Here is a 22,255-nt window from a genome sequence, read left to right as displayed (position 1 = left end):
TCTGTTCCTCGCTCATGGCGGACCATCAACTCAGTTAGCTCGTCTGTTTCACGCCCGAAGCGGACGTTAATCAGTAGAAGAAGGTTCATACTCCCAGTCAGATGGGGCGCTGTAAATATTACCATCGTCGTCCATTACCCGAGCGTTGAGGCGCCCAGCGATATCTAACATCTTTCTGTATAGCTGCGTGTCTGGCCATTTGGTGTAGATATTGCCATCGCTCCAGTCAAGCCATGCCTCATCGTGCGATGAAGCACCTGACCACAAAGCATGATAGTCGCCATTTTTAAGGTTTATCGTTAATTCGCTGTCGCTATCGATAAGGGAAAGCCACTCCTCAGGCGTTATTTGGGCTTCTTCATTATCCGCCCAAAAATCAGCTCGTGTTATATGGAACTCTACGCCCATGATCTCTCCACTAATTATTTAAACATTGTTTTTGCTTAACGGCTTCGCTTACAAATTAACACAGGCACTTGTTTTTAAGCGGATTACACCTGATGATTATATCCGCTTCTCGCTCATCCCGGACAACATTTAAGCAATCCCCCTCACCTTGCCCTCCTCCCAACCCCATGCAACAATCGTAACGACCTTTGTCATTACACAAGGGTTTATCATGGGTAGCATCACCCGGTGCATCGACCATGCATTCAAAGCGCGGACCGTTATGCCGCAGCGGAAGCGTAAAATTTTCAACAGGTAGACTATGGCTCGCGCAAAATTAAAATTCCGGCTGCATCGCGCCGTGATTGTCCTGATCTGTCTCGCCCTTCTGGTGGCGCTGATGCAGGGGGCCAGCTGGTTCAGCCAGAGCCACCAGCGGGCGCGCAATCCGCAGCTGGAGGAGCTGGCCCGCACGCTGGCGCGTCAGGTGACGCTGAATCTCGCGCCGCTGATGCGCAGTGAAACGCCGGACGAAAAACGTATCGGCCAGATCCTGCGTCAGTTAACCGACGAAAGCCGCATTCTGGATGCGGGCGTCTATGACGAACAGGGCGATCTGGTGGTCCGCGCGGGCGAAAGCGTCGATGTACGCGACCGGCTGGCGCTGGATGGCAAAAAAGCGGGCGGCTATTTTAACCAGCAAATTGTCGAACCGGTGCCGGGTAAAAATGGCCCGCTGGGCTATCTGCGCCTGACGCTGGATACCCATACGCTGGCGACCGAAGCGAAACAGGTGGATAACACCACCAATATTTTACGCCTGATGCTGCTGCTCTCCCTCGCCATCGGCGTGGTGCTGACCCGCACCCTGTTGCAGGGTAAACGCACCCGCTGGCAGCAATCCCCCTTCCTGCTGACGGCCAGCAAGTCGGTGCCGGAAGAAGAAGAGCGTGATAAAAAGGAACCCTGACGGGACACCGTATAAAGGAGACTGGCTATGTCCACCCTGCGTTTATTGATTTCTGACTCTTACGATCCCTGGTTTAACCTGGCGGTGGAAGAGTGCATTTTCCGCCAGATGCCCGCCACCCAGCGCGTGCTGTTCCTGTGGCGCAATGCGGATACCGTGGTCATTGGCCGGGCGCAGAATCCGTGGAAAGAGTGTAATACCCGGCGTATGGAAGAGGATCATGTGCGCCTTGCCCGTCGCAGCAGCGGCGGCGGCGCGGTGTTTCACGATCTGGGTAATACCTGCTTTACCTTTATGGCGGGTAAGCCGGAATACGATAAAAGCATTTCCACGGCCATCGTTTTAAACGCGCTGCGATCCCTTGGCGCGACGGCGGAAGCCTCCGGGCGTAACGATCTGGTGGTGAAAACCCCGGACGGCGACCGTAAAGTGTCCGGCTCCGCCTACCGGGAGACGCCGGATCGTGGTTTTCATCACGGCACGCTGCTGCTGAATGCCGATCTCAGCCGTCTGGCGAATTACCTGAACCCGGACAAGAAAAAGCTTCAGGCGAAAGGCATTACCTCGGTGCGCGGGCGGGTGGCGAACCTTGTCGATCTGCTGCCCGGCATCACCCATGAGGCGATCTGCGAAGCTGTCACCCGCGCCTTTTTTGAGCACTACGGTGAAAGCGTGGACGCGGAGATCATCTCTCCGGACAAGACGCCGGATCTGCCGAACTTCGCGGAAACCTTTGCCCGCCAGAGCAGTTGGGAATGGAACTTTGGCCAGGCCCCGGCCTTCAGCCATTTGCTGGACGAGCGCTTTACCTGGGGCGGCGTGGAGCTGCATTTCGACGTGGAAAAAGGCCATATCACCCGCACGCAGGTGTTCACCGACAGCCTGAACCCCGCGCCGTTAGAGGCGCTGGCGACACGTTTGCAGGGCTGTCTGTATCGCGCCGATCGGCTGCAACAGGTGTGTGAGATGTTGATTGCGGACTATCCTGAGCAGGAAAAAGAACTGCGGGAGTTGTCGGCGTGGATTGCCGGGGCAGTGCGCTAATAAAAAGCCCGCTTGCGATACGCTTAGCGGGCCTGGTAAACCGTAGGCCGGGTCAGGCGAAGCCGCCACCCGGCACAACAGATCTTACTCTTTATCGCCCAGCAGAACGGATTCCAGCGCGATTTTGATCATGTCGTTGAAGGTGGTCTGACGCTCAGCGGCAGTGGTCTGCTCGTGCGTACGGATATGGTCGGACACGGTGCAGATGGTCAGCGCTTTCGCACCGAATTCCGCCGCCACGCCGTAGATACCCGCGGCTTCCATTTCCACGCCCAGAATGCCGTATTTTTCCATCACGTCGAACATGGACGGATCCGGGGTGTAGAACAGATCGGCGGAGAAGATGTTACCAACGCGCGCATCAACACCCAGCGCTTTAGCCGCGTCAACCGCGTTACGCACCATGTCGAAGTCCGCGATGGCCGCGAAGTCGTGATCTTTAAAACGCAGACGGTTCACTTTGGAATCGGTGCAGGCACCCATACCAATTACCACGTCACGCAGTTTTACGTCGGCACGTACCGCACCGCAGGAGCCGACGCGGATGATTTTCTTCACGCCGAAATCGGTGATCAGCTCTTTGGTGTAAATGGAGCAGGACGGGATACCCATGCCGTGACCCATTACGGAAATTTTGCGGCCTTTATAAGTACCGGTGTAGCCCAGCATGCCGCGCACGTTATTCACTTCACGCGCGTCTTCCAGGAAGGTTTCCGCGATGTGCTTGGCACGCAGCGGATCGCCCGGCATCAGCACAACGTCAGCGAAATCACCCATTTCTGCATTAATGTGTGGGGTAGCCATCTTTCATTCCTTTTTAAAATTTTGCCGGGTGGCGGCTGCGCCTTACCCGGCCTACATAACTACAAACGCTTCCTCGTAGGCCGGATAAGCGTAGCGCCATCCGGCAACGGGTATCAGAACATGGCTTTGCCATATTCCATATCGGACGTGCCAAAGTATTTCGCCAGCGTCTGACCGATGTCCGCGAAGGTCTCACGGTGACCGAGCGAGCCCGGTTTCACTTTCGGGCCGTAGATCAGTACCGGAATGTGTTCGCGGGTGTGATCGGTGCCTTTCCAGGTCGGATCGCAGCCGTGGTCAGCGGTGAAGATAATAATGTCATCTTCGCCCACCAGCTCCAGCAGTTCCGGCATACGGCGGTCGAACAGCTCAAGACCACCGGCATAGCCTGCCACGTCGCGGCGATGGCCCCAGGAAGAGTCAAAATCGACAAAGTTGGTAAACACGATAGTGTTGTCCCCTGCCTCTTTCATCTCTTTAACGGTGGCGTCAAACAGCGCATCCAGACCGGTCGCTTTCACTTTTTTGGTGATGCCGACGTTGGCATAAATATCCGCGATTTTACCCACGGAAACCACCTGGCCGTTCTTCTCTTCAACCAGCTTTTTCAGGATGGTTGGCGCCGGTGGCTCTACCGCCAGGTCGTGACGGTTACCGGTACGCTGGAAGTTGCCCGGCTTGTCGCCGATAAACGGACGTGCGATCACGCGGCCAATGTTGTAGCCGCCTTCGGTCAGCTCTTCACGGGCGATTTCGCACAGCTCATACAGCTTATCCAGGCCAAAGGTCTCTTCGTGACAGGCGATCTGGAACACTGAGTCGGCAGAGGTATAGAAAATCGGTTTCCCGGTTTTCATATGCTCTTCGCCGAGCTGGTCGAGGATCACCGTACCGGAGGAGTGGCAGTTACCGAGGTAACCCGGCAGGTTTGCGCGTTCCACCAGCTTGTCGAGCAGCTCCTGCGGGAAGCTGTTGGTCTCGTTGCTGAAATAGCCCCAGTCGAACAGCACAGGCACACCGGCGATTTCCCAGTGTCCCGACGGCGTGTCTTTCCCGGAGGAGAGTTCATGCGCCCAGGCATACGCGCCGATCACTTCCGCGTTGCCGTCCAGACCCGCCGCAATCTTGCCGGTGGAACCTTCGTGGGCTTTCGCCAGACCCAGACGGGTCAGGTTAGGCAGATTAAGCGGACCCTGACGACCCTGGTCAGCTTCACCTTTTGCGCAGGCTTCTGCGATGTGGCCAAGTGTGTCTGAACCTACGTCGCCAAAGCGCTCCGCATCTTCAGTCGCACCGATGCCGAATGAGTCCAGCACCATTATAAATGCACGTTTCATAGTTTCTCCGTACCTTGCGCGCTGTAAAAAAGCGATCAGATCAGTATACCCGAACTCTTCCTGTAACGGGAAGCTCGCCGGGCGGTTATTCAGTAATTCTGCGATATACCACCGGGGTTTCCGCCGGTGCGCGGTCATCGATGCGGATAGCGGCTTTCACCGCGCGGGCCGCTTCCTGCCAGCTGTTTTCGTCTCTGGCATGAATGACCGCCAGCGGACGCTGACCGTCCACGCTGTCGCCCAGTCGGGCCATATCGGTAAAGCCGACGCTGTAATCAATGGCGTCAGAGGCCTGACGGCGACCGCCGCCCATCGATACCACCGCCATGCCGAGGGCGCGGGTGTCCATGTCTGACACGAAGCCTTCGTTATCAGCATAAACCGCTTTGGTCAGCGTTGCCGTCGGCAGGTACTTGTCGTAGTTTTCAACAAAATCGGTCGGGCCTTTCTGGGCTGCAACCATACGACCAAAGATTTCCGCCGCTTTGCCGTTGTCGAGCACGTTTTGCAGCATGGCACGGGCGCTGGCGTCATCTTTCGCCAGCTTGCCGGAAATGAGCATTTCCACGCACAGCGCGGTGGTCACTTCCAGCAGGCGCGGGTTGCGGTATTCGCCGGTGAGGAACTGCACGGCTTCGCGCACTTCCACGGCATTACCGGCGCTGGAGGCCAGCACCTGATTCATGTCCGTCAGCAGCGCAGTGGTGCGAACGCCCGCACCGTTCGCCACGCCAACAATCGCCTGCGCCAGTTCCGCAGAGAGTTCGTAGGTTGGCATAAAGGCGCCGCTGCCGACCTTCACGTCCATCACCAGCGCATCCAGACCTTCCGCCAGTTTTTTGGCGAGGATCGAGGCGGTGATCAGCGGGATGGAGTCCACCGTGGCGGTAATGTCACGGGTGGCATAAAAACGTTTATCCGCCGGTGCCAGCGAGCTGGTCTGGCCGATGATTGCCACGCCCACGTCTTTGATGATCTCGCGGAAGCGTTGATCGTTCGGGAAAATATCGAAGCCCGGAATGGCTTCCAGCTTGTCGAGGGTGCCGCCGGTATGCCCCAGGCCGCGCCCGGAAATCATCGGAATGTATCCGCCGCAGGCGGCGACCATCGGCCCCAGCATCAGCGAGGTGACATCGCCCACGCCGCCGGTGGAGTGTTTATCTACAATCGGGCCGTTAAGGTTGAGGCTTTTCCACTCCAGCACGCTGCCGGAATCACGCATCGCCATGGTGAGCGAGACGCGCTCTTCAATCGCCATGTCATGGAAGAAAATGGTCATTGCCAGCGCCGCAATCTGGCCTTCGGAAACGGTATTGTCACGAATGCCGTTAATAAAAAAGCGGATCTCTTCATCGCTTAATGCGATGCCGTCACGTTTTTTGCGGATAATTTCTTGAGCGAGAAACAAGGGAACCCCCTGAGGAAAAAGAGTCGAAGGCCAGTCTGTAGGCCGGGTAAGCAACGCGCCACCCGGCGTTACGATGACATGCCGGGTGGCGGTGATGCCTTACCCGGCCTGTGGTCTGGCAAATAACTACTTAATACGCGCTTGCGCTTTTACCGTCGCCGTGGCCCAGCGCTTTCAGCAGGCTTGCCAGCAGGCTGGACGCGCCGAAACGGTAGTGACGGGAATCAGCCCAGTCAGCGCCAAACAGCTCGTCGGCGATAGCCAGAAACTGCGCGGCATCTTCAGCCGTACGCACGCCGCCCGCCGGTTTGAAGCCAACGGTTTTTTCCACGCCCATATCACGGATCACTTCCATCATAATGCGCGCGCTTTCCGGCGTGGCATTGACCGGCACTTTACCGGTGGAGGTTTTGATAAAGTCAGCGCCCGCTTTGATGGCGATTTCAGACGCTTTACGGATCAGGGCTTCTTCTTTCAGCTCACCGGTTTCGATGATCACTTTCAGCAGCACGTTCGCTGCGGCACAGGCGTCTTTACAGGCTTTCACCAGGTCAAAACCGACCTGCTCGTTACCGGCGATCAGCGCGCGGTACGGGAAAACCACGTCCACTTCATCCGCACCATAGGCGATGGCGGCGCGGGTTTCGGCCAGCGCGATCTCAATGTCATCGTTACCGTGCGGGAAGTTGGTCACGGTGGCGATGCGCACGTCAGGCGTGCCCTGCTCGTTCAGCGTCTTACGCGCAATCGGGATAAAGCGCGGATAGATGCAAACCGCGGCGGTGTTGCCAACCGGGGTTTTCGCCTGGTGACACAGGGCGATCACTTTCGCATCGGTGTCATCGTCGTTCAGGGTGGTCAGATCCATCAGTTTCAACGCGCGCAGGCTGCTTGCGGTTAAATCAGTCATAACATTCTCCGGTTAACATTTATTCCGGCGGGTGTGTGAGTATTCTAACATTCACCCGCCACGACACTTCGACATTCATCACAGTTAATGAAAACGACATTCACATTTGCATAACTGATATGAGATTCAGATCAACTTTTTCAGCACCAGGGCCAGGGTTTTTCCGCTGCGCACCCATCAGGATCAAAAGACGTGCATCCGGCATTTCTTACACTGCCCGCCTCACTCAAGGAACCCGAGGAAAGCCCATGCCCGCGTCTGCGCCCCAAACGATGCTGCAACGTTGCCAGCAAATTGTGACAAGCCCTGTACTCTCATCCGCACAAAAGCGACATTTTCTGGCGCTGGAGGCGGAAAACGCTCTGCCTTATCCCGCCTTACCCCAGGCCGCGCGTGCGGCGCTGGATGACGGCGTGATATGCGATATGTTCGAGGGCAACGCGCCTTACAAACCGCGCTATGTGCTGCCCGATTACGCGAAATTTCTGGCGCAGGGTTCGGAATGGCTGAAGCTGGAACCGGCAAAAGATTTCGACGATGCGCTGTCGATGCTCACCATTCTTTATCACCATGTGCCGTCGGTCACTTCGATGCCGGTGTTCCTCGGCCACCTTGATGCCCTGCTGCAACCTTATGTTAGAATTCTAACACAAGACGAAATCGATAGTCGCATAAAACGTTTCTGGCGCTATCTGGATCGCACCCTGCCGGATGCCTTTATGCATGCCAATATCGGCCCGCAGGATACGCCGGTCACCCGCGCCATTTTACGCGCTGACGCAGAGTTAAAGCAGGTTTCGCCGAATCTGACCTTTATTTATGATCCTGAAATTACCCCCGAGTCACTGCTGCTGAAGGTGGCGGAAAACATCTGTGAGTGCAGTAAACCGCATATTTCCAACGGCCCGGTAAATGATAGAATTTTCACAAAAGGCGGCTACGGCGTTGTCAGCTGTTACAACTCGCTGCCGCTGGCGGGGGGCGGCAGCACGCTGGTCAGGCTAAACCTGAAGGCCGTTGCCGAACGCAGCGCGTCAGTGGACGACTTTTTTAATCGCACGCTGGCGCACTACTGCGCACAGCAGATCGCCATTATTGATGCGCGCTGCGACTTCCTTTATCAGCAGTCCCGTTTCTTTGAGCATAGCTTCCTGGTAAAAGAGGGGCTGATCGATCCACAACGTTTTGTGCCGATGTTCGGCATCTACGGCCTTGCGGAAGCGGTGAACACCCTGAGTGAGAAAAGCGGTAGCGCGGGCCGCTACGGGCAGGACGAGGCGGCGAATCAACTGGCTTACCGCATCAGCGAACATCTGGCGGATTTTGTCGCCCGCACGCCGGTGAAGCACGGCTGGCAGCAGCGCGCCATGCTGCATGCGCAGTCCGGCATCAGCAGCGATACCCTCACCACGCCGGGGGCGCGCCTGCCGTACGGCGAAGAGCCGGATCCCATCACCCATTTGCAGACCGTCGCGCCGCATCATGCCTGGTACGCGGCGGGCATCAGCGACATTTTAACCCTCGACGAAACCATCAAACGCAACCCGCAGGCGGTGATGCAACTCTGTCTCGGGGCTTTCAGCCTCGGGATGCGGGAGTTCACTGCCAACGTCAGCGGCAACGACCTGGTGCGCGTTACCGGCTATATGGTGCGACTGTCGGATCTGGAAAAATTCCGCGCGGAAGGATCGCGCACCAATACCACCTGGCTGGGTGAAGAAGCCGCGCGCAATACGCGCATGCTGGAACGTCAACCCCGCGTGGTCAGCCATGAACAGCAGATGCGCTTTAGTCAGTAAGCTGATCCCTTTCTCCTGCGTCGACGGGCCGGGCAGCCGGCTGGCGCTGTTTTTACAGGGCTGCTCCATGCGCTGTAAAAACTGCCATAACCCCTGGACCATGGGGCGCTGCAACCACTGCGGCGACTGCGTGCCGCACTGCCCACATCAGGCGCTGTCGATAATTAACGGGCAGGTGACATGGTATGAAGCCGTCTGTCAGCAGTGCGACACCTGCTTACGGCGCTGCCCGCAACGGGCGACGCCGATGGCGCAGCGCATGAGCGTGGCGGAGGTTATCGCGCAGATCAAAAAAGTGCGCGCATTTATCGGCGGTATTACCGTCAGCGGCGGCGAGGCCACCACGCAACTGCCCTTTTTACTGCAACTCTTTGCGGCCATAAAAGCCGATCCCGCGCTGTCAACGCTGAGCTGTCTGGTGGACAGCAACGGTCTGCTGAGTGAAACCGGCTGGCAAAAACTGCTGCCGTTATTTGACGGGGCGATGATCGATCTGAAAGCCTGGGACAACGACATTCACCGCCAGTTGACCGGGCGGGACAACGCGCGGGTGAAAGAGAGCATCCGCTGGCTGGCGGCGCGCGGCAAACTGGCCGAGCTACGGCTGCTGGCGATCCCGGGCCACAGCGATTACCTGCAACACATTACAGAACTGAGCAATTTTATTGTCAGCCTCGGCGACGTCAGCGTGCGCCTGAACGCCTTTCATGCCCACGGCGTTTATGGCGAGGCGGCACAATGGCACAGCGCCACCCCGGTGGATGTGGAACCGCTGGCGGCGGCGCTGCGGGAAAGGGGCGTGGAGAAGATTATTCTGCCTGCGCTTTATCTGTAAAAAACAGACGGCGGGTGTTGGCAAATATCGTTTCGGCGATCGCTTCCGGTGCTTCCGGGCGCAGTTCGCACAAAGACTCAAACACCTGCGCCACCCGCTCCGGGCGGTTGGGCTGGCCCTGAAAACCGTTCAGCGGCATATCCGGCGCGTCGGTTTCCAGCAGCAGCGCCGATAACGGCAGACGCGCCATCACGTCGCGGGTTTTACTGGCGCGTGGATAAGTGATGGTGCCGCCGACGCCGATGTAATAGCCCAGCTCAATAAACCGTTGCGCCTGTTGCAGGCTACCGGCAAAACCGTGTACCACGCCGGTACGCGGCAGCGCGTGGCGCTTCAGGTGCATCGCCAGCTTATCGTGGGTGCGCCTGGAGTGCAGGATCACCGGAAAAGCATAGCGTTTCGCCAGCGCCAGCTGGGCGTCCAGGATCTGTTCCTGACGATCAAACTGCGGGTTGTCACGATACAAATCAAGGCCGATTTCGCCGATGGCGATCAGCCGTGGATCAGGGGCGGCAAGGTGCGCCTCCAGCTGTTGCAGGCAGCGATCGGTATGCTGCTCAATAACAATGGGATGCAGGCCGAGCGCGGCATAAAGCGCCTCGTGCTCGCGGGCCAGCCTCAGCACGCGGTCAAAATTCGCCGCTTCCGTTGAGGGCACGATAATGGCCTCCACGCCTGCTCCGGCGGCACGGGCAATGCTGGCGCTTTCATCGCCGGTGAAGGGCGGAAAATCAAAGTGGCAGTGGGTGTCGATAAAACGCAATGTCACGCCGTCCCCTCACTGTTAAAGCTGGTGTCATCGTTAGCCTGAGGCGCATCCACCAGCGGTGTGGTAATGGCATCGTTGGCGACCGCGGCGGGCGGCACCACGACGGTAGGCGGTACGGTGACGGCTGGCGGCGTCACAATGCGCGGGGCATGGCGCAACAGCGGCGGCGTTTCCGCCAGCAGTTTGCCGACCGTTGCCAGGAAGTAGCGTCCACAAAGACGACCCAGTTTGTAGTCGTCCCGCAGCGCAGGCAGACGGCTGCCCAGCGCCATGCTTTTCAGCAGTCGTGGCGGGTAGATCTCAAAGATGCGCAGTTTTCCCGGCGGCTTTTCGATGAACTGCTGAATGGCGCGATAGCTGGTTTCATGATGCTGCACCAGCGCCATCAGCGGTTGCAGGCTGCTGTCGCCCAGCCAGCGCTCCATACGCTTAAACCATTGCGGGGTGTAATACATCTGCGATGGCACGGTGCGGATCACCACAATCGTCTGCGCCCCCCGATTCGCCGCTTCCTGCACCGGGATCGCATCGCTGATGCCGCCATCCAGATAGTTAATGCCTTCCAGCATCACGCCGGGACGGTAAAAGCCGGGAATGGCGCTCGACGCGCGGATCAGATCCAGCCAGGTCTGGCTGGTGGGCGAAAAGTAGCCGGGCGTGAAGTCATCGCCGCGACAGGCGCACATGTAAAAGGATTTTCCGCTGTCGAACAGCCGGGCGGCGGTGTCCATGGCGAGCGGCATCTGGCTGGCGGTGGATTCAATCAGCCAGTCGAGATCGATAAGATTCCCGCCGCGCACGAAGCGCACCGGGTTAAAAAATTCCCGCGAGGTGGTGTAGCGCATAATGACTTTTCGCGCATAGCCAGGCTGGTTACACAGATACGCCGAGAGGTTTTGCGCCCCGGCGGAGGTGCCGAAGTACAGGTCAAAGGGGTTGAAATTTGCGCGCATGAATTCGTCCAGCACGCCTGCTGTGAAAATGCCCCGTTGACCGCCGCCTTCACACACCAGCGCGAGTCGACCCGGGCGAAATGGACGTAACGCTAACGGTGCAATATTGCCGAGCGTTACCGGAATTCGCTGTCCCACCCTGTCACCCTGTTAAATTATTGTGTCTTACAAAGTAGCGCAATTTTAACGCCTCTGAAACAACGAAAGCCAGTCACGAGGACTGGCTTTGCGATGTATCGGGGTATGTCAAACTGCTATGGACGTCTGCGGCCCATGAACAGGCTGACCAGGAACAGAATGATACCAACAACAAATACGATTTTTGCTGCACCCGCTGCGGTACCTGCTAAACCACCGAAGCCCAGGGCGGCGGCGATTAACGCGATAACCAGAAATATAATGCCCCAACGAAACATATGACTCTCCTTTACCATAATTAATGTCGACCGCTGCTCGTGAGCGCTCAGGCTACTCACTGCGATTTTTTTCGGTATCCTGCCTGCAAGACCCGGCATTAACCGGGCAATGCATTACTTCGCTTTAAGGTCGTTCTTCACACTTTTCACACCATCGACCGCTTTGGCGATACTTTCCGCACGATCAATTTGTGCCTGGGAATCCACCGTACCGCTCAGCTGTACCACGCCATCCGTGGTTTCAACTTTCACTTTACGTGATGGGACGATGTCATCAGCCAACAGTTTGGCTTTCACTTCGCTGGTGGTCGCAGTATCGCCTGCGTACCCTTTAACGGATTCGGATTTGCCATCACGAACGTGGAGTTTGTCGCTTACAGAAGCTACGCCCTCAACCTGTTTGGCAACCTTAACCGCTTCTTCAGCCTGGGCCTGACTTTCGACGAAACCGCTCAGCGTTACGACCGCTTTATCCGTTTCCACCGAAATATCTGTACTCTTGATGCTCTCATGATCCACCAGTGCCGCTTTTACCTTGGCGGTAATGGCGCTGTCATCCATGAAGTTACCGACTTTATTCATAGAGCTATCGATTTTTTGCCCTGCGTCGCTTGCGGTGGATTGCGCTTTATCGGTGGCGCTGGTTTCTGCCAGTGCAGAACCGCTTGCCAGCACGGAACCCAGCATCACTGCCAGCAGAGTTTTAGAAATCTTCAGTCTTGTCATAGTCATCGATTTATTCCTTTCAGTTTGCCCGCACCGGGGCGTCAAGCGGCCCTACTGGCTGCTTCGTTGCTGTGGTGAAGCTCACCAAATGCAGATTTCAATGGCATCGGTCACATAATCATGATGTCCCGTGGCGCACTGGCCTGCTCCAGTTATTAATATTATGGTTATCCGTTAAGCCAGGATGAAAGGTCAGTATTCACGCATTGAACAGTGCTTTCAGCCACCCCTTCGGTAACCACTTTGTTAAATATAGCTAACAAAATTAAAAGCGCTTGCGCGAAAGACTAAAAAATAAGCAACAAACTGAAAAAGCGGGGTAATTAAGAACATTCCGCAAGAGGCTAATAAGACAGGGAAAGTCATTGAGCGCGGCGGCTGCCGCGCTCTGAGGGGCCGGGATTAGTGTTCGCGTGTTTTACGGAACTGAACGTCAGGATAACGTTCCTGCGTCAGGTTGAGGTTAACCATGGTCGGGGCGATATACGTCAGGTTGTCGCCGCCGTCCAGCGCCAGCTGGATTTCGTTCTTCCGTTTGAATTCTTCAAACTTCTTAACGTCAGTGCTTTCAACCCAGCGCGCCGTGGCGACGTTTACGGATTCGTAGATCGCCTCCACGTTGTACTCACTCTTCAGACGGGCAACCACCACGTCAAACTGCAGCACACCCACCGCGCCCACGATCAGATCGTTGTTGGAGATCGGACGGAACACCTGCACCGCCCCTTCTTCAGAGAGCTGCACCAGCCCTTTCAGCAGCTGTTTCTGCTTCAGCGGATCGCGCAGGCGAATACGGCGGAACAGTTCAGGGGCAAAGTTCGGGATACCGGTGAACTTCATCATTTCGCCCTGGGTGAAGGTATCGCCAATCTGGATGGTGCCATGGTTATGCAGACCGATGATGTCGCCGGGGAAGGCTTCTTCAACGTGCGAACGGTCGCCCGCCATAAAGGTCAGCGCATCGGAGATCACCACATCTTTACCGGTACGCACCTGGCGCAGCTTCATGCCTTTTTCATATTTACCGGACACCACGCGCATAAAGGCGACGCGGTCGCGGTGCTTCGGATCCATGTTGGCCTGAATTTTAAACACGAAGCCGGAGAACTTCTCTTCCTTCGCTTCCACGGTGCGGGTATCGGTTTTACGCCACATCGGCGCAGGCGCCCAGTCCACCAGACCGTCGAGCATATGGTCTACGCCGAAGTTACCCAGCGCGGTACCGAAGAACACCGGGGTGATTTCACCGGCGAGGAACAGATCCTGATCGAATTCGTTGGATGCGCCCTGCACCAGCTCCAGCTCGTCACGCAGCTGTTGCGCCAGGTCTTCGCCCACGGCGCTGTCCAGCTCCGGGTTGTTCAGCCCTTTAACAATGCGCACGTCCTGAATGGTGTGGCCTTTACCGGTCTGATACAGATAGGTTTCATCTTTATAAAGGTGGTAGACGCCTTTAAACAGCTTGCCGCAGCCAATCGGCCAGGTGATGGGCGCGCAGCCAATCTTCAGCTCGTTTTCCACTTCATCCAGCAGCTCCATCGGATCGCGGATGTCACGGTCAAGTTTGTTCATAAAGGTGAGGATCGGCGTATCGCGCAGACGGGTCACTTCCATCAGCTTACGGGTACGATCTTCAACGCCTTTTGCCGCATCGATTACCATCAGGCAGCAGTCCACCGCCGTCAGCGTGCGGTAGGTATCTTCGGAGAAGTCTTCGTGGCCGGGGGTATCCAGCAGGTTCACCAGGCAGTCGTGATACGGGAACTGCATCACGGAGGTGGTGATCGAGATCCCACGCTGCTTTTCCATTTCCATCCAGTCAGATTTCGCGTGCTGATTCGAGCCACGGCCTTTTACCGTACCGGCGGTCTGGATCGCCTGTCCGAACAGCAGCACCTTTTCGGTGATGGTGGTTTTACCGGCGTCCGGGTGAGAAATAATGGCAAACGTGCGGCGCTTCGCCACCTCTTGTAAATAAGGAGACAACGTCATAATGATATTCTTCTTAGTCAATGCGCGGCGCAAAGCCACGCAGCATGAAATTCAAATTGCGGCTATTTTACCCATCAATAGAGGACAGACAATCAATGTTTACACAGCAGCTGCTCCAGTTCGCCAAGGGAGGTCACGGTCCAGGTGGGAGTCACACCGTCCGGTAATGCGCGCTGATGGGCGTTAAGCCAGCAGGTGGACAATCCGGCGTTCATGCCGCCCAGAATGTCCGACTCGGCGGTATCCCCCACCATTAATACCCGCTCACACGCCGGGTTACCCGCCTGCGCCAGCGCATAATCAAAAATCTTCGGATGCGGCTTCGCCACGCCGATCTGCTCAGAAATCACCAGCAGATCGAAATAGTCCCGCAGTCCGGTACGCTCAAGGCGGATTTCCTGCAAAGCGGTAAAGCCATTGGTGATAATGCCCAGCTTCGCTTTACCTTTCAGCGATTTCAGCAGGGATAGCGCACCCGGCAGCGGGGTGCAGATCTCCGCCATCGCGTTAAGAAAGGCGTCATTCAGATCCCCCGCCGGAACATTAAGCTTCGCCGCCCATCCTTCAAAACGCTGGTGCTGAAGCTGTAAGGCAGAAATCGCGCCGTTCTGGTATTCCACCCATAGCGGTTTATTAACGGCCTGATAGTCCTGGAAATCGTCAGCGGTAAAGGTCACGCTATAGTCAAGAAACATCCGCTGTAAGCCGCCGAACGAATCAAAGGTAAACAGCGTTTCGTCGGCGTCAAAGAAAATCCAGTCCCAGTTCATTACATCACCTTACGTCTTGTTAAATCGGCAACGCCATAATGATTGCGTCTTCGCGGCCTGTTGCCGTCGGGTAGTAGTTACGCCGGACGGTGGCTTCGTTGAAGCCCAGGCTTTCATACAGCGCGATGGCGGCGGCGTTTGAAGCGCGCACTTCCAGCCACAGCGTCAGCACATCGCGTTTTTCCAGCTCGGCAATCAGATGCTGAAGCAGCATTTTGCCCAGCCCCTGGCGCTGAAAAGCGGGATCGACCGCAATGTTAAACAGCGTGGCTTCGTCGAGCACCACCTGCGTAATGGCAAATGCGACCATAGTGTCGCCCGCCATCAGCCGGAAATTGAGATAGCGATCGCCCTGATTGCTGGCGAAGGTTTTTTCACTCCACGGAAAGGCGTGCGCGCGGGTTTCGATCTGAAAAGCCGCTGCCAAATCAGTCGTGGTGAGGGAAGAAATCGTGTTCATGTTCGCAGATTTGTTGCCATAGGGCGGCGCGAGCCGCAGGGTTAACCCGTAATTCATCGAAGAGCGGGGACGTTACCTTCACGCCTTCAAGCGCCACGGTTTCGTCAGCGCCCAGCAGCCAGCAGTTACAGCGGCTGCCCGGTGGCAACATCGCGATCCGTTCCGGCGTAATTTGTAAAACCTGGTCGGGCGAGAGGGTAAGCGCCCGCAGCACGTCGCTGATAAGCGGTTCGGTTAACGCCGGCAGCGCAGAGGACACCATCACCAGACGAATGTGCGCCGGCAGCGAAATCGCAATTTCGCCCTGCAACGCCGCGGGCCTGCGCAAAGCCCACTGGGTAATGCCCAGCTGCTGTAGTTGCCAGTCGCGTCGGGATGTCATAGCGGATCACTCCTGTCTGTCAGGCGCGCAAATATAGCAAATTCGTCGTATCTGCGCCAACAAACTACTATAATCGCCGCCTGAGTTTAATGAGGAGTGTTTAATGTCTGCGTTTACCCCGGCAAGTGAAGTCTTGCTGCGCCACAGTGATGATTTCGAAGAGAGCCGTATTCTGTTTGCCGGAGATATGCAGGATGACCTGCCTGCTCGCCTGGAGACGGCGGCAAGCCGTGCGCACACCCAGCAGTTCCATCACTGGCAGGTGCTGAGCCGTCAGATGGAAGATCGCGTGCGTTTCAGCCTCGTCGCCGACGCCTCTGACGTGGCGGACAGCGATACCCTGATCTACTACTGGCCGAAAAACAAGCCGGAAGCCCAGTTCCAGCTGATGAACATTTTGTCGCTGCTGCCGGTGGGCACCGATATTTTCGTGATTGGCGAAAACCGCAGCGGCGTGCGTAGCGCCGAGCAAATGCTGGAAGCATACTGCCCGCTGACCAAAGTCGACAGCGCCCGTCGCTGTGGCCTGTATCATGGTCGCCTGGAAAAACAGCCCGCTTTCGATGCCGAAAGCTTCTGGGATGAATACCCGCTGGACGCGTTGACCATCAAGACCTTACCGGGCGTGTTCAGCCGCGACGGTCTGGATGTCGGCAGTAAACTGTTGCTCTCCACCCTGACGCCGCACACCAAAGGTAAAGTGCTGGACGTGGGCTGTGGCGCAGGCGTGTTATCCGTGGCGCTGGCCAGCCATTCGCCAAAAGTGCGTCTGAGTCTGTGTGATGTAAGCGCTGCTGCGGTGGAAGCCAGCCGCGCGACACTGGCGGCAAACGCTATTGAAGGCGAGGTGTTCGCCAGTAACGTCTTCTCGGAAGTGACCGGGCGTTATGACATGATCATCTCTAACCCGCCGTTCCATGATGGTTTGCAGACCAGCCTTGAAGCCGCGCAGACCCTGATCCGCGGCGCGGTGCGTCATCTGAACAGCGGCGGCGAGCTGCGTATTGTCGCCAACGCCTTCCTGCCTTATCCGCAGGCGCTGGACGAAACCTTTGGCTTCCACGAAGTGATCGCGCAAACCGGTCGTTTTAAAGTTTACCGCACGGTGATGACCCGCCAGGCAAAACGCTAATTGCCAAAGTGCCGTTTTTTGCAGCAAATGAAGAAACGGCACGCAATTAACTGTTGACGAAAATCCTAAAACATCTAGAATGCGCCTCCGTGGTTACGATACTTCAAGAGTATCGATGGTATGCGAAGGTGGCGGAATTGGTAGACGCGCTAGCTTCAGGTGTTAGTGTCCTTAGGATGTGGGGGTTCGAGTCCCCCCCTCGCACCATAAATCACATGATATTGCTCGCACTGGGCGAAGGTGGCGGAATTGGTAGACGCGCTAGCTTCAGGTGTTAGTGTCCTCAGGATGTGGGGGTTCGAGTCCCCCCCCTCGCACCAACGAGGCAATATCAAAAAATAAGATAACAGTGCGAAGGTGGCGGAATTGGTAGACGCGCTAGCTTCAGGTGTTAGTGTCCTCAGGATGTGGGGGTTCGAGTCCCCCCCCTCGCACCAATTATCTTTTTTTCTTCTGTTTCTTCCCGCTGTCCTTCCTGCTTACATCATCCGCTTGAGATTCATCAGCAGCATCATCATCCCGCTGACCAGCGCTATGCCTGACGGCAACAGCACGAAGTGCCGTAACTGCTTGTGATAAAGCATCACTGGCGTCAGTACCAGCCCCAGCACGATCAATACCCGCCATGCATTAAGAGAAAGATCGGCATACGCCAGTCCGGACACAATAATACCCGGCAATAAAAGACCCCATCCACTTCCCAGCGCCCGCTGCAACATGCTTTCGCCTCTCACACTGATAATGATAACCAATATCATATGATAAGTTTTCTCATTTGTCAGCGGGTATAATGAGGATTGCATGAACTTTACGCATCGCCTGATGACATACATTCACTAAGGTGATAAATTGCTCACCCAGAAAAAGCAGATAACAATTTTATAATATTTTCGCGATTAACTATTCCCCGCGTTATTTTTCGTTTTGGCAACCATTACATTTTAAATTGCAGATTAATAACGACTTTAAGTTTAAAGATGACAGCACACTCATGGCATTCCCTTTGTAACAAGAAATACCGTTTATCCCTGCGTTTGTTCTTGTTTCTCAATGCAGCTTCGGCGCTTTTTTCCTTTCTGCTTCCGCTCTATAACGCGCGGTCGCTGACGGTCCCGCTGTGTCTGCTGTTTACTATCAGCGTGACGCTGCTGGCGTGGCACTGGCGCTTTCCGGCAAAGAAATTAAATGTGTCGCCGATCTCAGTTTTATTTGGCGCATTATGGGCGTGGCATGTCGCCATTAAATTTTCGCTGCTTGCCGATCCCGGCTCGCCTTATCTGCTGATTGCGTTAATTAGCGTGTTATTTATCGGCTCCATAGCTTTTTCCAATAATATCATCGCATTCACGTTGCACTCGTTGCCGGTATTTTTATGCTGCCTGTGGTTTAGCGAGGGTGAGAACATGGTGCGGATGATATTTTCCTTCGCCCTGCCGATGGCAGGTATTGCTATTCAGAACGTGATCCAGTCGCGCAATGATAAGTTTGCCCTTGATTTGATGTGTCGGTTGCTGGAAGAAAGAGAGACGCTGAATGATTTAAGCATGCTCGATCCGCTTACCGGCCTGTACAACCGTCGCGGTCTGCAAAACAAAATAGATAACCTGCTGGCGCTGGATAGCGGCGTTCGCTATGTACTGCTGCTTGATATCGACCATTTCAAAGCCTACAACGATCACTATGGTCATATGATGGGTGACCAGGCGCTGATCCGTGTGTCGGCGGCTATCCGCGATGCCGTGCGCTCGCGGGATATTGTCGCCCGTTTCGGCGGCGAAGAATTTATGATCCTGTTAAGTAATGTTGATCTGGAGCGGGCGCGCATGGCCGCCGAGCGCATTCGCCAGCAGGTTTACGATCTGAAAATTCCGCACATGTTTAATGAAAGCGTGGCGACCAACGTGACGGTCAGCATCGGCATCGCGCCGTTAACGGACACCAATATTGAAGCGGCGCTGGATCAGGCGGATAAGGCGCTTTATGAAGCCAAGCACCTGGGCCGCAACAATATCCTGTTCAGCGGTGAGCTAAAAGTCGCCTGAAGCGCGATCGCCCTCCACTTTCCGGACAAAGATCTTGCGATCGGTTTTATCTATAGTTAGGATTGGCAATCATTATCATTTAGATTCCATTTCAGTTGCGCACTATGGCCTATCGCTTCGCTCCGATCACTGAAGATGCTGTCTGGCGTATCCCGCTTCGTCCTGAAACGGTATCGCTGGCCGATGCCCTGCGTGATGCGTTTGCCACGCACCGTGCGCACTTCCTGGATGTGATAAAACTTGATGAGGCTTATCCTCACCAGGCCATGACGCTGGCCGAATGGTCACAGTCGTCAACGCTTCAGTCGTTGCAGGCTATCTATGCCGATCACATCTACCGTAATCAGCCAACGCAACTGCGGGAAAATAAGCCGCTGCTGTCGTTATGGGCGCAGTGGTATCTGGGCCTGATGGTGCCGCCGCTGCTGCTGGCGCTGTTAACCCAGAAAACCGCGCCGGATGTTTCTCCGGAACATTTTCACGTTGAGTTCCATGAAACCGGACGTGCCGCCTGCTTCTGGATGGATGTGCATGCGGATCACGTCACCACCCGTCTTTCCGACCAGCAACGTATTGAGCGGCTGATTGTCCGGGCGATGATGCCGGTGGTGCAGGCGCTGGAGTCGACCGGCGACATCAACGGCAAGCTTATCTGGAGCAACACCGGTTATCTGATCAACTGGTATCTCAACGAGATGAAACCCCTGCTCGGCGAGGAGCGCGTCGCGGCGCTGCGTCAGTTCTGCTTCTTTGAGAAACAGCTTTCTGATGGTCAGGATAATCCGTTATGGCGCACCGTGGTGCTGCGTGATGGGTTACTGGTGCGCCGCACCTGCTGCCAGCGCTACCGTCTGCCGGACGTGCAGCAGTGCGGTGATTGCACGCTGAAATAAAAAAGGGGCTTTCGCCCCTTCAGATTTCCTTGCCGGGTGGCGCTTCGCTTACCCGGCCTGCAAAAACCATCCTCTTTTACGCCACCTGTTGACGCTCTTCCTCTGCACGCAATGCCTCTTCGGCTTCCTGCGCCAGCAACTGCTTCTCATACACTTTAAAGAACGGGTAATAGATGATGGCGGACACCACGGCCAGCACTACCACGAGGATCGCCGCACGGAAATCCCAGCCCAGCCCCCATGCCGCACCGATTGGCGCAGGCGCAGTCCAGGGCACCACGGAAATCACCCGGCCAATCAGATCCATTTTCATGGCGGCCCAGGCGATCACCGCATTCACCATAGGCGCAAGCAGGAACGGAATGAAGAATACCGGGTTCATGACGATAGGCGTGCCGAAGATCACCGGCTCGTTAATGTTAAAGAAGCTCGGCACCACGCTCAGTTTACCTATCGAACGCAGGTGCACTGAACGGCTGCGCAAATAGCACAGCACCAGCCCCATGGTGGCCCCGGAGCCGCCGATCACAATAAAGAAGGTCCAGAAAGCTTCCATAAAGATATGCGGCAAGGGCGCGCCCTGCGCCAGCGCGCTCTGGTTCATGCCAAGGTTAGTCAGCCAGAACATTTGCAGCATTCCGGAGACGATAGCCGCGCCATGGATCCCGGCAAACCACAGCAGATGCCCAATCAGCACCGCCAGCAGAATAGCCGGCAGTGAATCCGCCGCCGAGACCAGGGGTTTAAACAGCGACATGATGGCCTGCGGGATCAACATATCGAATTGCGACTGGATAAACAGGCTCAGCGGGTACAGCGTTACCACCACCACCAGCACCGGGATCAGCAGGTCGAATGAGTTTTTGATCATCGGCGGCACCTGATCCGGCAGGCGGATACCAATGTTATGCGCCTTCAGAAAACGCATCATCTCCACGCAATAGATGGCGACGAGGATCGCCGTAAAGATGCCGGTGCCTCCCAGACTGTCTACCGGCATCGCGCCTTTGGTTTTCGGGGCGGCTACCAGCAGGAATGCCATCAGCGACAGCATGGCGCACATGAAGGGATCAAGCTGATGCGATTTCACGTAGTGCTTGCCGAGGTTATAGGCGATTGCCGCACAGATGTAGATCGACATGATGCCCATGGTCATATCAAAGGGCGTCAGGATCTGCCCTTCGAACTGTTTGGCCATATCCAGCCAGGCGCGGGCAAAGCCTAATGTGGTATCCGGTGAAAACGGCGGATAGGCAAAGACCAGTAAAAACGAGCCGACGATCATAAAGGGCATGGCGGAAATAAAGCCATCACGGATCGCCATCACATGACGCTGGGAAGAAATTCGCCCGGCAATCGGGCTGACGTAATTTTCAACGAAGCGGAAAATCAGATTAAACGCAGCATGGTTATCAGACATAGCAGCTCTCCTGTCAGGCGAACAAGTTAAACGCAGCAGCGGTAAACAGCGAGCTGTGCGGCAATCCATTATGCGGGTTTACAACCATGCCGGGCTCAGGACCAGCATTAAAGCTCAGTAGGATACGTTTCATAGACGGCTCTTTTTATCTGAGACAGAGGAAGGGTAAAACGAGTATTAATCTCCGCCACGGACACTGCAACCGGTTACTGTAACCGGTTTCCGTGATTGTGAAGAGGATCGAGAAATCCGGCAGATCCGTTTGTGATTAATTAATATTTACAGCACACGAAGGCTTATGCCAGATTACTGCCAGTCGTTCCCAGGAGATAACAATGAGTCTGCATTCTGTGCGGGAGTTTTTTGCAAGCCAGGCCCCCGATATTGAAATTATTGAACTAAGTCAGAGTACTGCAACAGTGGCACTGGCCGCAGCGGCGCACAATGTTGAACCCGGACAAATTGCCAAAACGCTGTCGTTGAAAGTAAAAGATGAAGTGATCCTGATCGTGGCGAAAGGCGACGCCAGGCTGGATAACAAAAAGCTGAAATCCACCTTTGGCGCGAAAGCGCGCATGCTGAGCAGCGATGAAGTGGTGCTCACCACCGGGCATCCGGTTGGCGGCGTCTGCCCTTTCGGGCTGGAGAACCCGCTGGCTGTCTACTGCGATGTATCCCTTAAGCAGTATCAGGAAGTGCTGCCTGCCGCAGGCGCTACCCACAGCGCCGTGCGTATTTCACCGTCGCGCATGGCGCAACTTACGTCTGCCACCTGGGTGGATGTCTGTGAATAAAAGACTGCGCCA

Annotated in this window: 23 protein-coding genes and 3 tRNA genes; 11 read left to right on the top strand and 15 right to left on the bottom strand. The window is 55.9% G+C overall.

All coding sequences use genetic code 11. The features are described 5' to 3' along the window. Nucleotides 1-66: 66 nt before the first annotated feature. Complete coding sequence (locus BMF08_RS08645; protein ID WP_072570448.1) at nt 67-408, bottom strand: hypothetical protein; 342 nt, start codon at nt 406-408, stop codon at nt 67-69. Between the two features lie 301 nt (nt 409-709). Here BMF08_RS08645 and BMF08_RS21145 point away from each other — a divergent pair, with 301 nt between their 5' ends. Together BMF08_RS21145 and lplA are read left to right on the top strand one after the other, a co-directional pair. Next, nucleotides 710-1,357 carry a YtjB family periplasmic protein gene (locus tag BMF08_RS21145; RefSeq protein WP_072570447.1) on the top strand — a complete coding sequence of 216 codons (648 nt, stop codon included), beginning with the start codon at nt 710-712 and terminating at the stop codon, nt 1,355-1,357. A gap of 27 nt (nt 1,358-1,384) precedes the next feature. Further along, a complete protein-coding gene (gene lplA, locus BMF08_RS21140) occupies nt 1,385-2,401 on the top strand; it encodes a lipoate--protein ligase LplA (RefSeq protein ID WP_072570446.1) in 1,017 nt (338 codons plus the stop codon). A gap of 84 nt (nt 2,402-2,485) precedes the next feature. On the opposite strand, the gene deoD is transcribed toward lplA, so the two are convergent. From deoD to deoC, 4 genes are all read right to left on the bottom strand, one after another. After that, entirely contained in the window at nt 2,486-3,205 is a 720-nt protein-coding gene (gene deoD, locus BMF08_RS08635; RefSeq protein ID WP_072570445.1) for a purine-nucleoside phosphorylase, read from the bottom strand. Between the two features lie 113 nt (nt 3,206-3,318). Beyond that, entirely contained in the window at nt 3,319-4,542 is a 1,224-nt protein-coding gene (deoB, locus tag BMF08_RS08630) for a phosphopentomutase (RefSeq protein ID WP_072570444.1), read from the bottom strand. Between the two features lie 85 nt (nt 4,543-4,627). Then, nucleotides 4,628-5,950 carry a thymidine phosphorylase gene (gene deoA, locus BMF08_RS08625; protein WP_099458809.1) on the bottom strand — a complete coding sequence of 441 codons (1,323 nt, stop codon included), beginning with the start codon at nt 5,948-5,950 and terminating at the stop codon, nt 4,628-4,630. Between the two features lie 130 nt (nt 5,951-6,080). After that, a complete protein-coding gene (gene deoC, locus BMF08_RS08620; RefSeq protein ID WP_072570442.1) occupies nt 6,081-6,860 on the bottom strand; it encodes a deoxyribose-phosphate aldolase in 780 nt (259 codons plus the stop codon). Between the two features lie 248 nt (nt 6,861-7,108). Here deoC and BMF08_RS08615 point away from each other — a divergent pair, with 248 nt between their 5' ends. Both BMF08_RS08615 and BMF08_RS08610 read left to right on the top strand, forming a co-directional pair. Beyond that, complete coding sequence (locus BMF08_RS08615) at nt 7,109-8,659, top strand: YjjI family glycine radical enzyme (protein WP_072570441.1); 1,551 nt, start codon at nt 7,109-7,111, stop codon at nt 8,657-8,659. Next, on the top strand, nt 8,631-9,494 hold the full coding sequence (locus BMF08_RS08610; RefSeq protein ID WP_072570440.1) for a YjjW family glycine radical enzyme activase: 864 nt from the start codon (nt 8,631-8,633) through the stop codon (nt 9,492-9,494). The genes BMF08_RS08615 and BMF08_RS08610 overlap by 29 nt, the downstream gene beginning before the upstream one ends. Here BMF08_RS08610 and BMF08_RS08605 read toward each other — a convergent pair. From BMF08_RS08605 to BMF08_RS08570, 8 genes are all read right to left on the bottom strand, one after another. Next, a complete protein-coding gene (locus BMF08_RS08605) occupies nt 9,469-10,263 on the bottom strand; it encodes a TatD family hydrolase (RefSeq protein WP_072570439.1) in 795 nt (264 codons plus the stop codon). The genes BMF08_RS08610 and BMF08_RS08605 overlap by 26 nt on opposite strands. Continuing rightward, complete coding sequence (locus tag BMF08_RS08600) at nt 10,260-11,354, bottom strand: patatin-like phospholipase family protein (RefSeq protein WP_072570438.1); 1,095 nt, start codon at nt 11,352-11,354, stop codon at nt 10,260-10,262. Before BMF08_RS08600 ends, BMF08_RS08605 begins: the two co-directional genes overlap by 4 nt. 116 nt (nt 11,355-11,470) lie before the next feature. Further along, nucleotides 11,471-11,632 (bottom strand): DUF1328 domain-containing protein, encoded by a 162-nt coding sequence (locus BMF08_RS08595; RefSeq protein ID WP_002437547.1) that lies wholly within the window; start codon nt 11,630-11,632, stop codon nt 11,471-11,473. A gap of 114 nt (nt 11,633-11,746) precedes the next feature. Further along, nucleotides 11,747-12,364 carry a molecular chaperone OsmY gene (osmY, locus tag BMF08_RS08590; protein WP_072570437.1) on the bottom strand — a complete coding sequence of 206 codons (618 nt, stop codon included), beginning with the start codon at nt 12,362-12,364 and terminating at the stop codon, nt 11,747-11,749. A 396-nt stretch (nt 12,365-12,760) separates the two neighbouring features. Further along, entirely contained in the window at nt 12,761-14,350 is a 1,590-nt protein-coding gene (gene prfC / locus BMF08_RS08585) for a peptide chain release factor 3 (protein ID WP_072570436.1), read from the bottom strand. A 92-nt stretch (nt 14,351-14,442) separates the two neighbouring features. Then, nucleotides 14,443-15,120, bottom strand: a complete 678-nt coding sequence (yjjG, locus tag BMF08_RS08580) for a pyrimidine 5'-nucleotidase (protein WP_072570435.1) — start codon at nt 15,118-15,120, stop codon at nt 14,443-14,445. Between the two features lie 19 nt (nt 15,121-15,139). Continuing rightward, nucleotides 15,140-15,580: a ribosomal protein S18-alanine N-acetyltransferase gene (rimI, locus tag BMF08_RS08575; RefSeq protein WP_072570434.1), complete on the bottom strand. Its 441-nt coding sequence runs from the start codon at nt 15,578-15,580 to the stop codon at nt 15,140-15,142. Continuing rightward, nucleotides 15,549-15,962, bottom strand: coding sequence for a DNA polymerase III subunit psi (locus BMF08_RS08570; protein ID WP_072570433.1), 414 nt, complete (start codon nt 15,960-15,962; stop codon nt 15,549-15,551). Before BMF08_RS08570 ends, rimI begins: the two co-directional genes overlap by 32 nt. Nucleotides 15,963-16,065: 103 nt before the next feature. Between BMF08_RS08570 and rsmC the strand changes: the two genes are divergently transcribed. The 4 genes from rsmC to BMF08_RS08550 all read left to right on the top strand — a co-directional run bounded on the left by rsmC (nt 16,066) and on the right by BMF08_RS08550 (nt 17,531). Continuing rightward, nucleotides 16,066-17,094 carry a 16S rRNA (guanine(1207)-N(2))-methyltransferase RsmC gene (rsmC, locus tag BMF08_RS08565; protein WP_072570432.1) on the top strand — a complete coding sequence of 343 codons (1,029 nt, stop codon included), beginning with the start codon at nt 16,066-16,068 and terminating at the stop codon, nt 17,092-17,094. A 122-nt stretch (nt 17,095-17,216) separates the two neighbouring features. Further along, nucleotides 17,217-17,301 (top strand) — tRNA-Leu (locus BMF08_RS08560). A gap of 27 nt (nt 17,302-17,328) precedes the next feature. Further along, nucleotides 17,329-17,414: transfer RNA gene (locus BMF08_RS08555), tRNA-Leu, on the top strand. Nucleotides 17,415-17,445: 31 nt separating this feature from the next. After that, nucleotides 17,446-17,531 (top strand) — tRNA-Leu (locus BMF08_RS08550). Between the two features lie 42 nt (nt 17,532-17,573). On the opposite strand, the gene BMF08_RS08545 is transcribed toward BMF08_RS08550, so the two are convergent. Then, entirely contained in the window at nt 17,574-17,852 is a 279-nt protein-coding gene (locus BMF08_RS08545; RefSeq protein WP_083580985.1) for a DUF1435 domain-containing protein, read from the bottom strand. Between the two features lie 219 nt (nt 17,853-18,071). Between BMF08_RS08545 and BMF08_RS08540 the strand changes: the two genes are divergently transcribed. Together BMF08_RS08540 and fhuF are read left to right on the top strand one after the other, a co-directional pair. Then, on the top strand, nt 18,072-19,136 hold the full coding sequence (locus tag BMF08_RS08540) for a GGDEF domain-containing protein (RefSeq protein ID WP_072570430.1): 1,065 nt from the start codon (nt 18,072-18,074) through the stop codon (nt 19,134-19,136). Nucleotides 19,137-19,240: 104 nt separating this feature from the next. Beyond that, nucleotides 19,241-20,029, top strand: coding sequence for a siderophore-iron reductase FhuF (fhuF, locus tag BMF08_RS08535; protein ID WP_072570429.1), 789 nt, complete (start codon nt 19,241-19,243; stop codon nt 20,027-20,029). A 76-nt stretch (nt 20,030-20,105) separates the two neighbouring features. Here fhuF and BMF08_RS08530 read toward each other — a convergent pair whose 3' ends face one another. Continuing rightward, on the bottom strand, nt 20,106-21,449 hold the full coding sequence (locus BMF08_RS08530; protein WP_072570428.1) for a PTS sugar transporter subunit IIC: 1,344 nt from the start codon (nt 21,447-21,449) through the stop codon (nt 20,106-20,108). A 335-nt stretch (nt 21,450-21,784) separates the two neighbouring features. On the opposite strand from BMF08_RS08530, the gene BMF08_RS08525 reads away from it, so the two are divergent. Continuing rightward, nucleotides 21,785-22,243 (top strand): YbaK/EbsC family protein, encoded by a 459-nt coding sequence (locus BMF08_RS08525; RefSeq protein WP_072570427.1) that lies wholly within the window; start codon nt 21,785-21,787, stop codon nt 22,241-22,243. The last annotated feature ends 12 nt before the right edge of the window (nt 22,244-22,255 follow it).

Source organism: Enterobacter sp. SA187, assembly GCF_001888805.2.
GTDB lineage: Bacteria > Pseudomonadota > Gammaproteobacteria > Enterobacterales > Enterobacteriaceae > Enterobacter_D.
The sequence above is the reverse complement of the archived record's forward strand: the minus strand, read 5'-3'. Positions and strand labels throughout refer to the sequence as shown.

What these genes read in the sequence shown, in the direction of transcription:
- BMF08_RS08645 (WP_072570448.1), bottom strand. Translation starts at nt 408, where the DNA reads ATGGGCGTAGAGTTCCATATAACACGAGCTGATTTTTGGGCGGATAAT.
- BMF08_RS21145 (WP_072570447.1), top strand. Translation starts at nt 710, where the DNA reads ATGGCTCGCGCAAAATTAAAATTCCGGCTGCATCGCGCCGTGATTGTC.
- lplA (WP_072570446.1), top strand. Translation starts at nt 1,385, where the DNA reads ATGTCCACCCTGCGTTTATTGATTTCTGACTCTTACGATCCCTGGTTT.
- deoD (WP_072570445.1), bottom strand. Translation starts at nt 3,205, where the DNA reads ATGGCTACCCCACACATTAATGCAGAAATGGGTGATTTCGCTGACGTT.
- deoB (WP_072570444.1), bottom strand. Translation starts at nt 4,542, where the DNA reads ATGAAACGTGCATTTATAATGGTGCTGGACTCATTCGGCATCGGTGCG.
- deoC (WP_072570442.1), bottom strand. Translation starts at nt 6,860, where the DNA reads ATGACTGATTTAACCGCAAGCAGCCTGCGCGCGTTGAAACTGATGGAT.
- BMF08_RS08615 (WP_072570441.1), top strand. Translation starts at nt 7,109, where the DNA reads ATGCCCGCGTCTGCGCCCCAAACGATGCTGCAACGTTGCCAGCAAATT.
- BMF08_RS08610 (WP_072570440.1), top strand. Translation starts at nt 8,631, where the DNA reads ATGAACAGCAGATGCGCTTTAGTCAGTAAGCTGATCCCTTTCTCCTGC.
- BMF08_RS08595 (WP_002437547.1), bottom strand. Translation starts at nt 11,632, where the DNA reads ATGTTTCGTTGGGGCATTATATTTCTGGTTATCGCGTTAATCGCCGCC.
- osmY (WP_072570437.1), bottom strand. Translation starts at nt 12,364, where the DNA reads ATGACTATGACAAGACTGAAGATTTCTAAAACTCTGCTGGCAGTGATG.
- prfC (WP_072570436.1), bottom strand. Translation starts at nt 14,350, where the DNA reads ATGACGTTGTCTCCTTATTTACAAGAGGTGGCGAAGCGCCGCACGTTT.
- yjjG (WP_072570435.1), bottom strand. Translation starts at nt 15,120, where the DNA reads ATGAACTGGGACTGGATTTTCTTTGACGCCGACGAAACGCTGTTTACC.
- rimI (WP_072570434.1), bottom strand. Translation starts at nt 15,580, where the DNA reads ATGAACACGATTTCTTCCCTCACCACGACTGATTTGGCAGCGGCTTTT.
- BMF08_RS08570 (WP_072570433.1), bottom strand. Translation starts at nt 15,962, where the DNA reads ATGACATCCCGACGCGACTGGCAACTACAGCAGCTGGGCATTACCCAG.
- rsmC (WP_072570432.1), top strand. Translation starts at nt 16,066, where the DNA reads ATGTCTGCGTTTACCCCGGCAAGTGAAGTCTTGCTGCGCCACAGTGAT.
- BMF08_RS08545 (WP_083580985.1), bottom strand. Translation starts at nt 17,852, where the DNA reads ATGATATTGGTTATCATTATCAGTGTGAGAGGCGAAAGCATGTTGCAG.
- BMF08_RS08540 (WP_072570430.1), top strand. Translation starts at nt 18,072, where the DNA reads ATGACAGCACACTCATGGCATTCCCTTTGTAACAAGAAATACCGTTTA.
- fhuF (WP_072570429.1), top strand. Translation starts at nt 19,241, where the DNA reads ATGGCCTATCGCTTCGCTCCGATCACTGAAGATGCTGTCTGGCGTATC.
- BMF08_RS08530 (WP_072570428.1), bottom strand. Translation starts at nt 21,449, where the DNA reads ATGTCTGATAACCATGCTGCGTTTAATCTGATTTTCCGCTTCGTTGAA.
- BMF08_RS08525 (WP_072570427.1), top strand. Translation starts at nt 21,785, where the DNA reads ATGAGTCTGCATTCTGTGCGGGAGTTTTTTGCAAGCCAGGCCCCCGAT.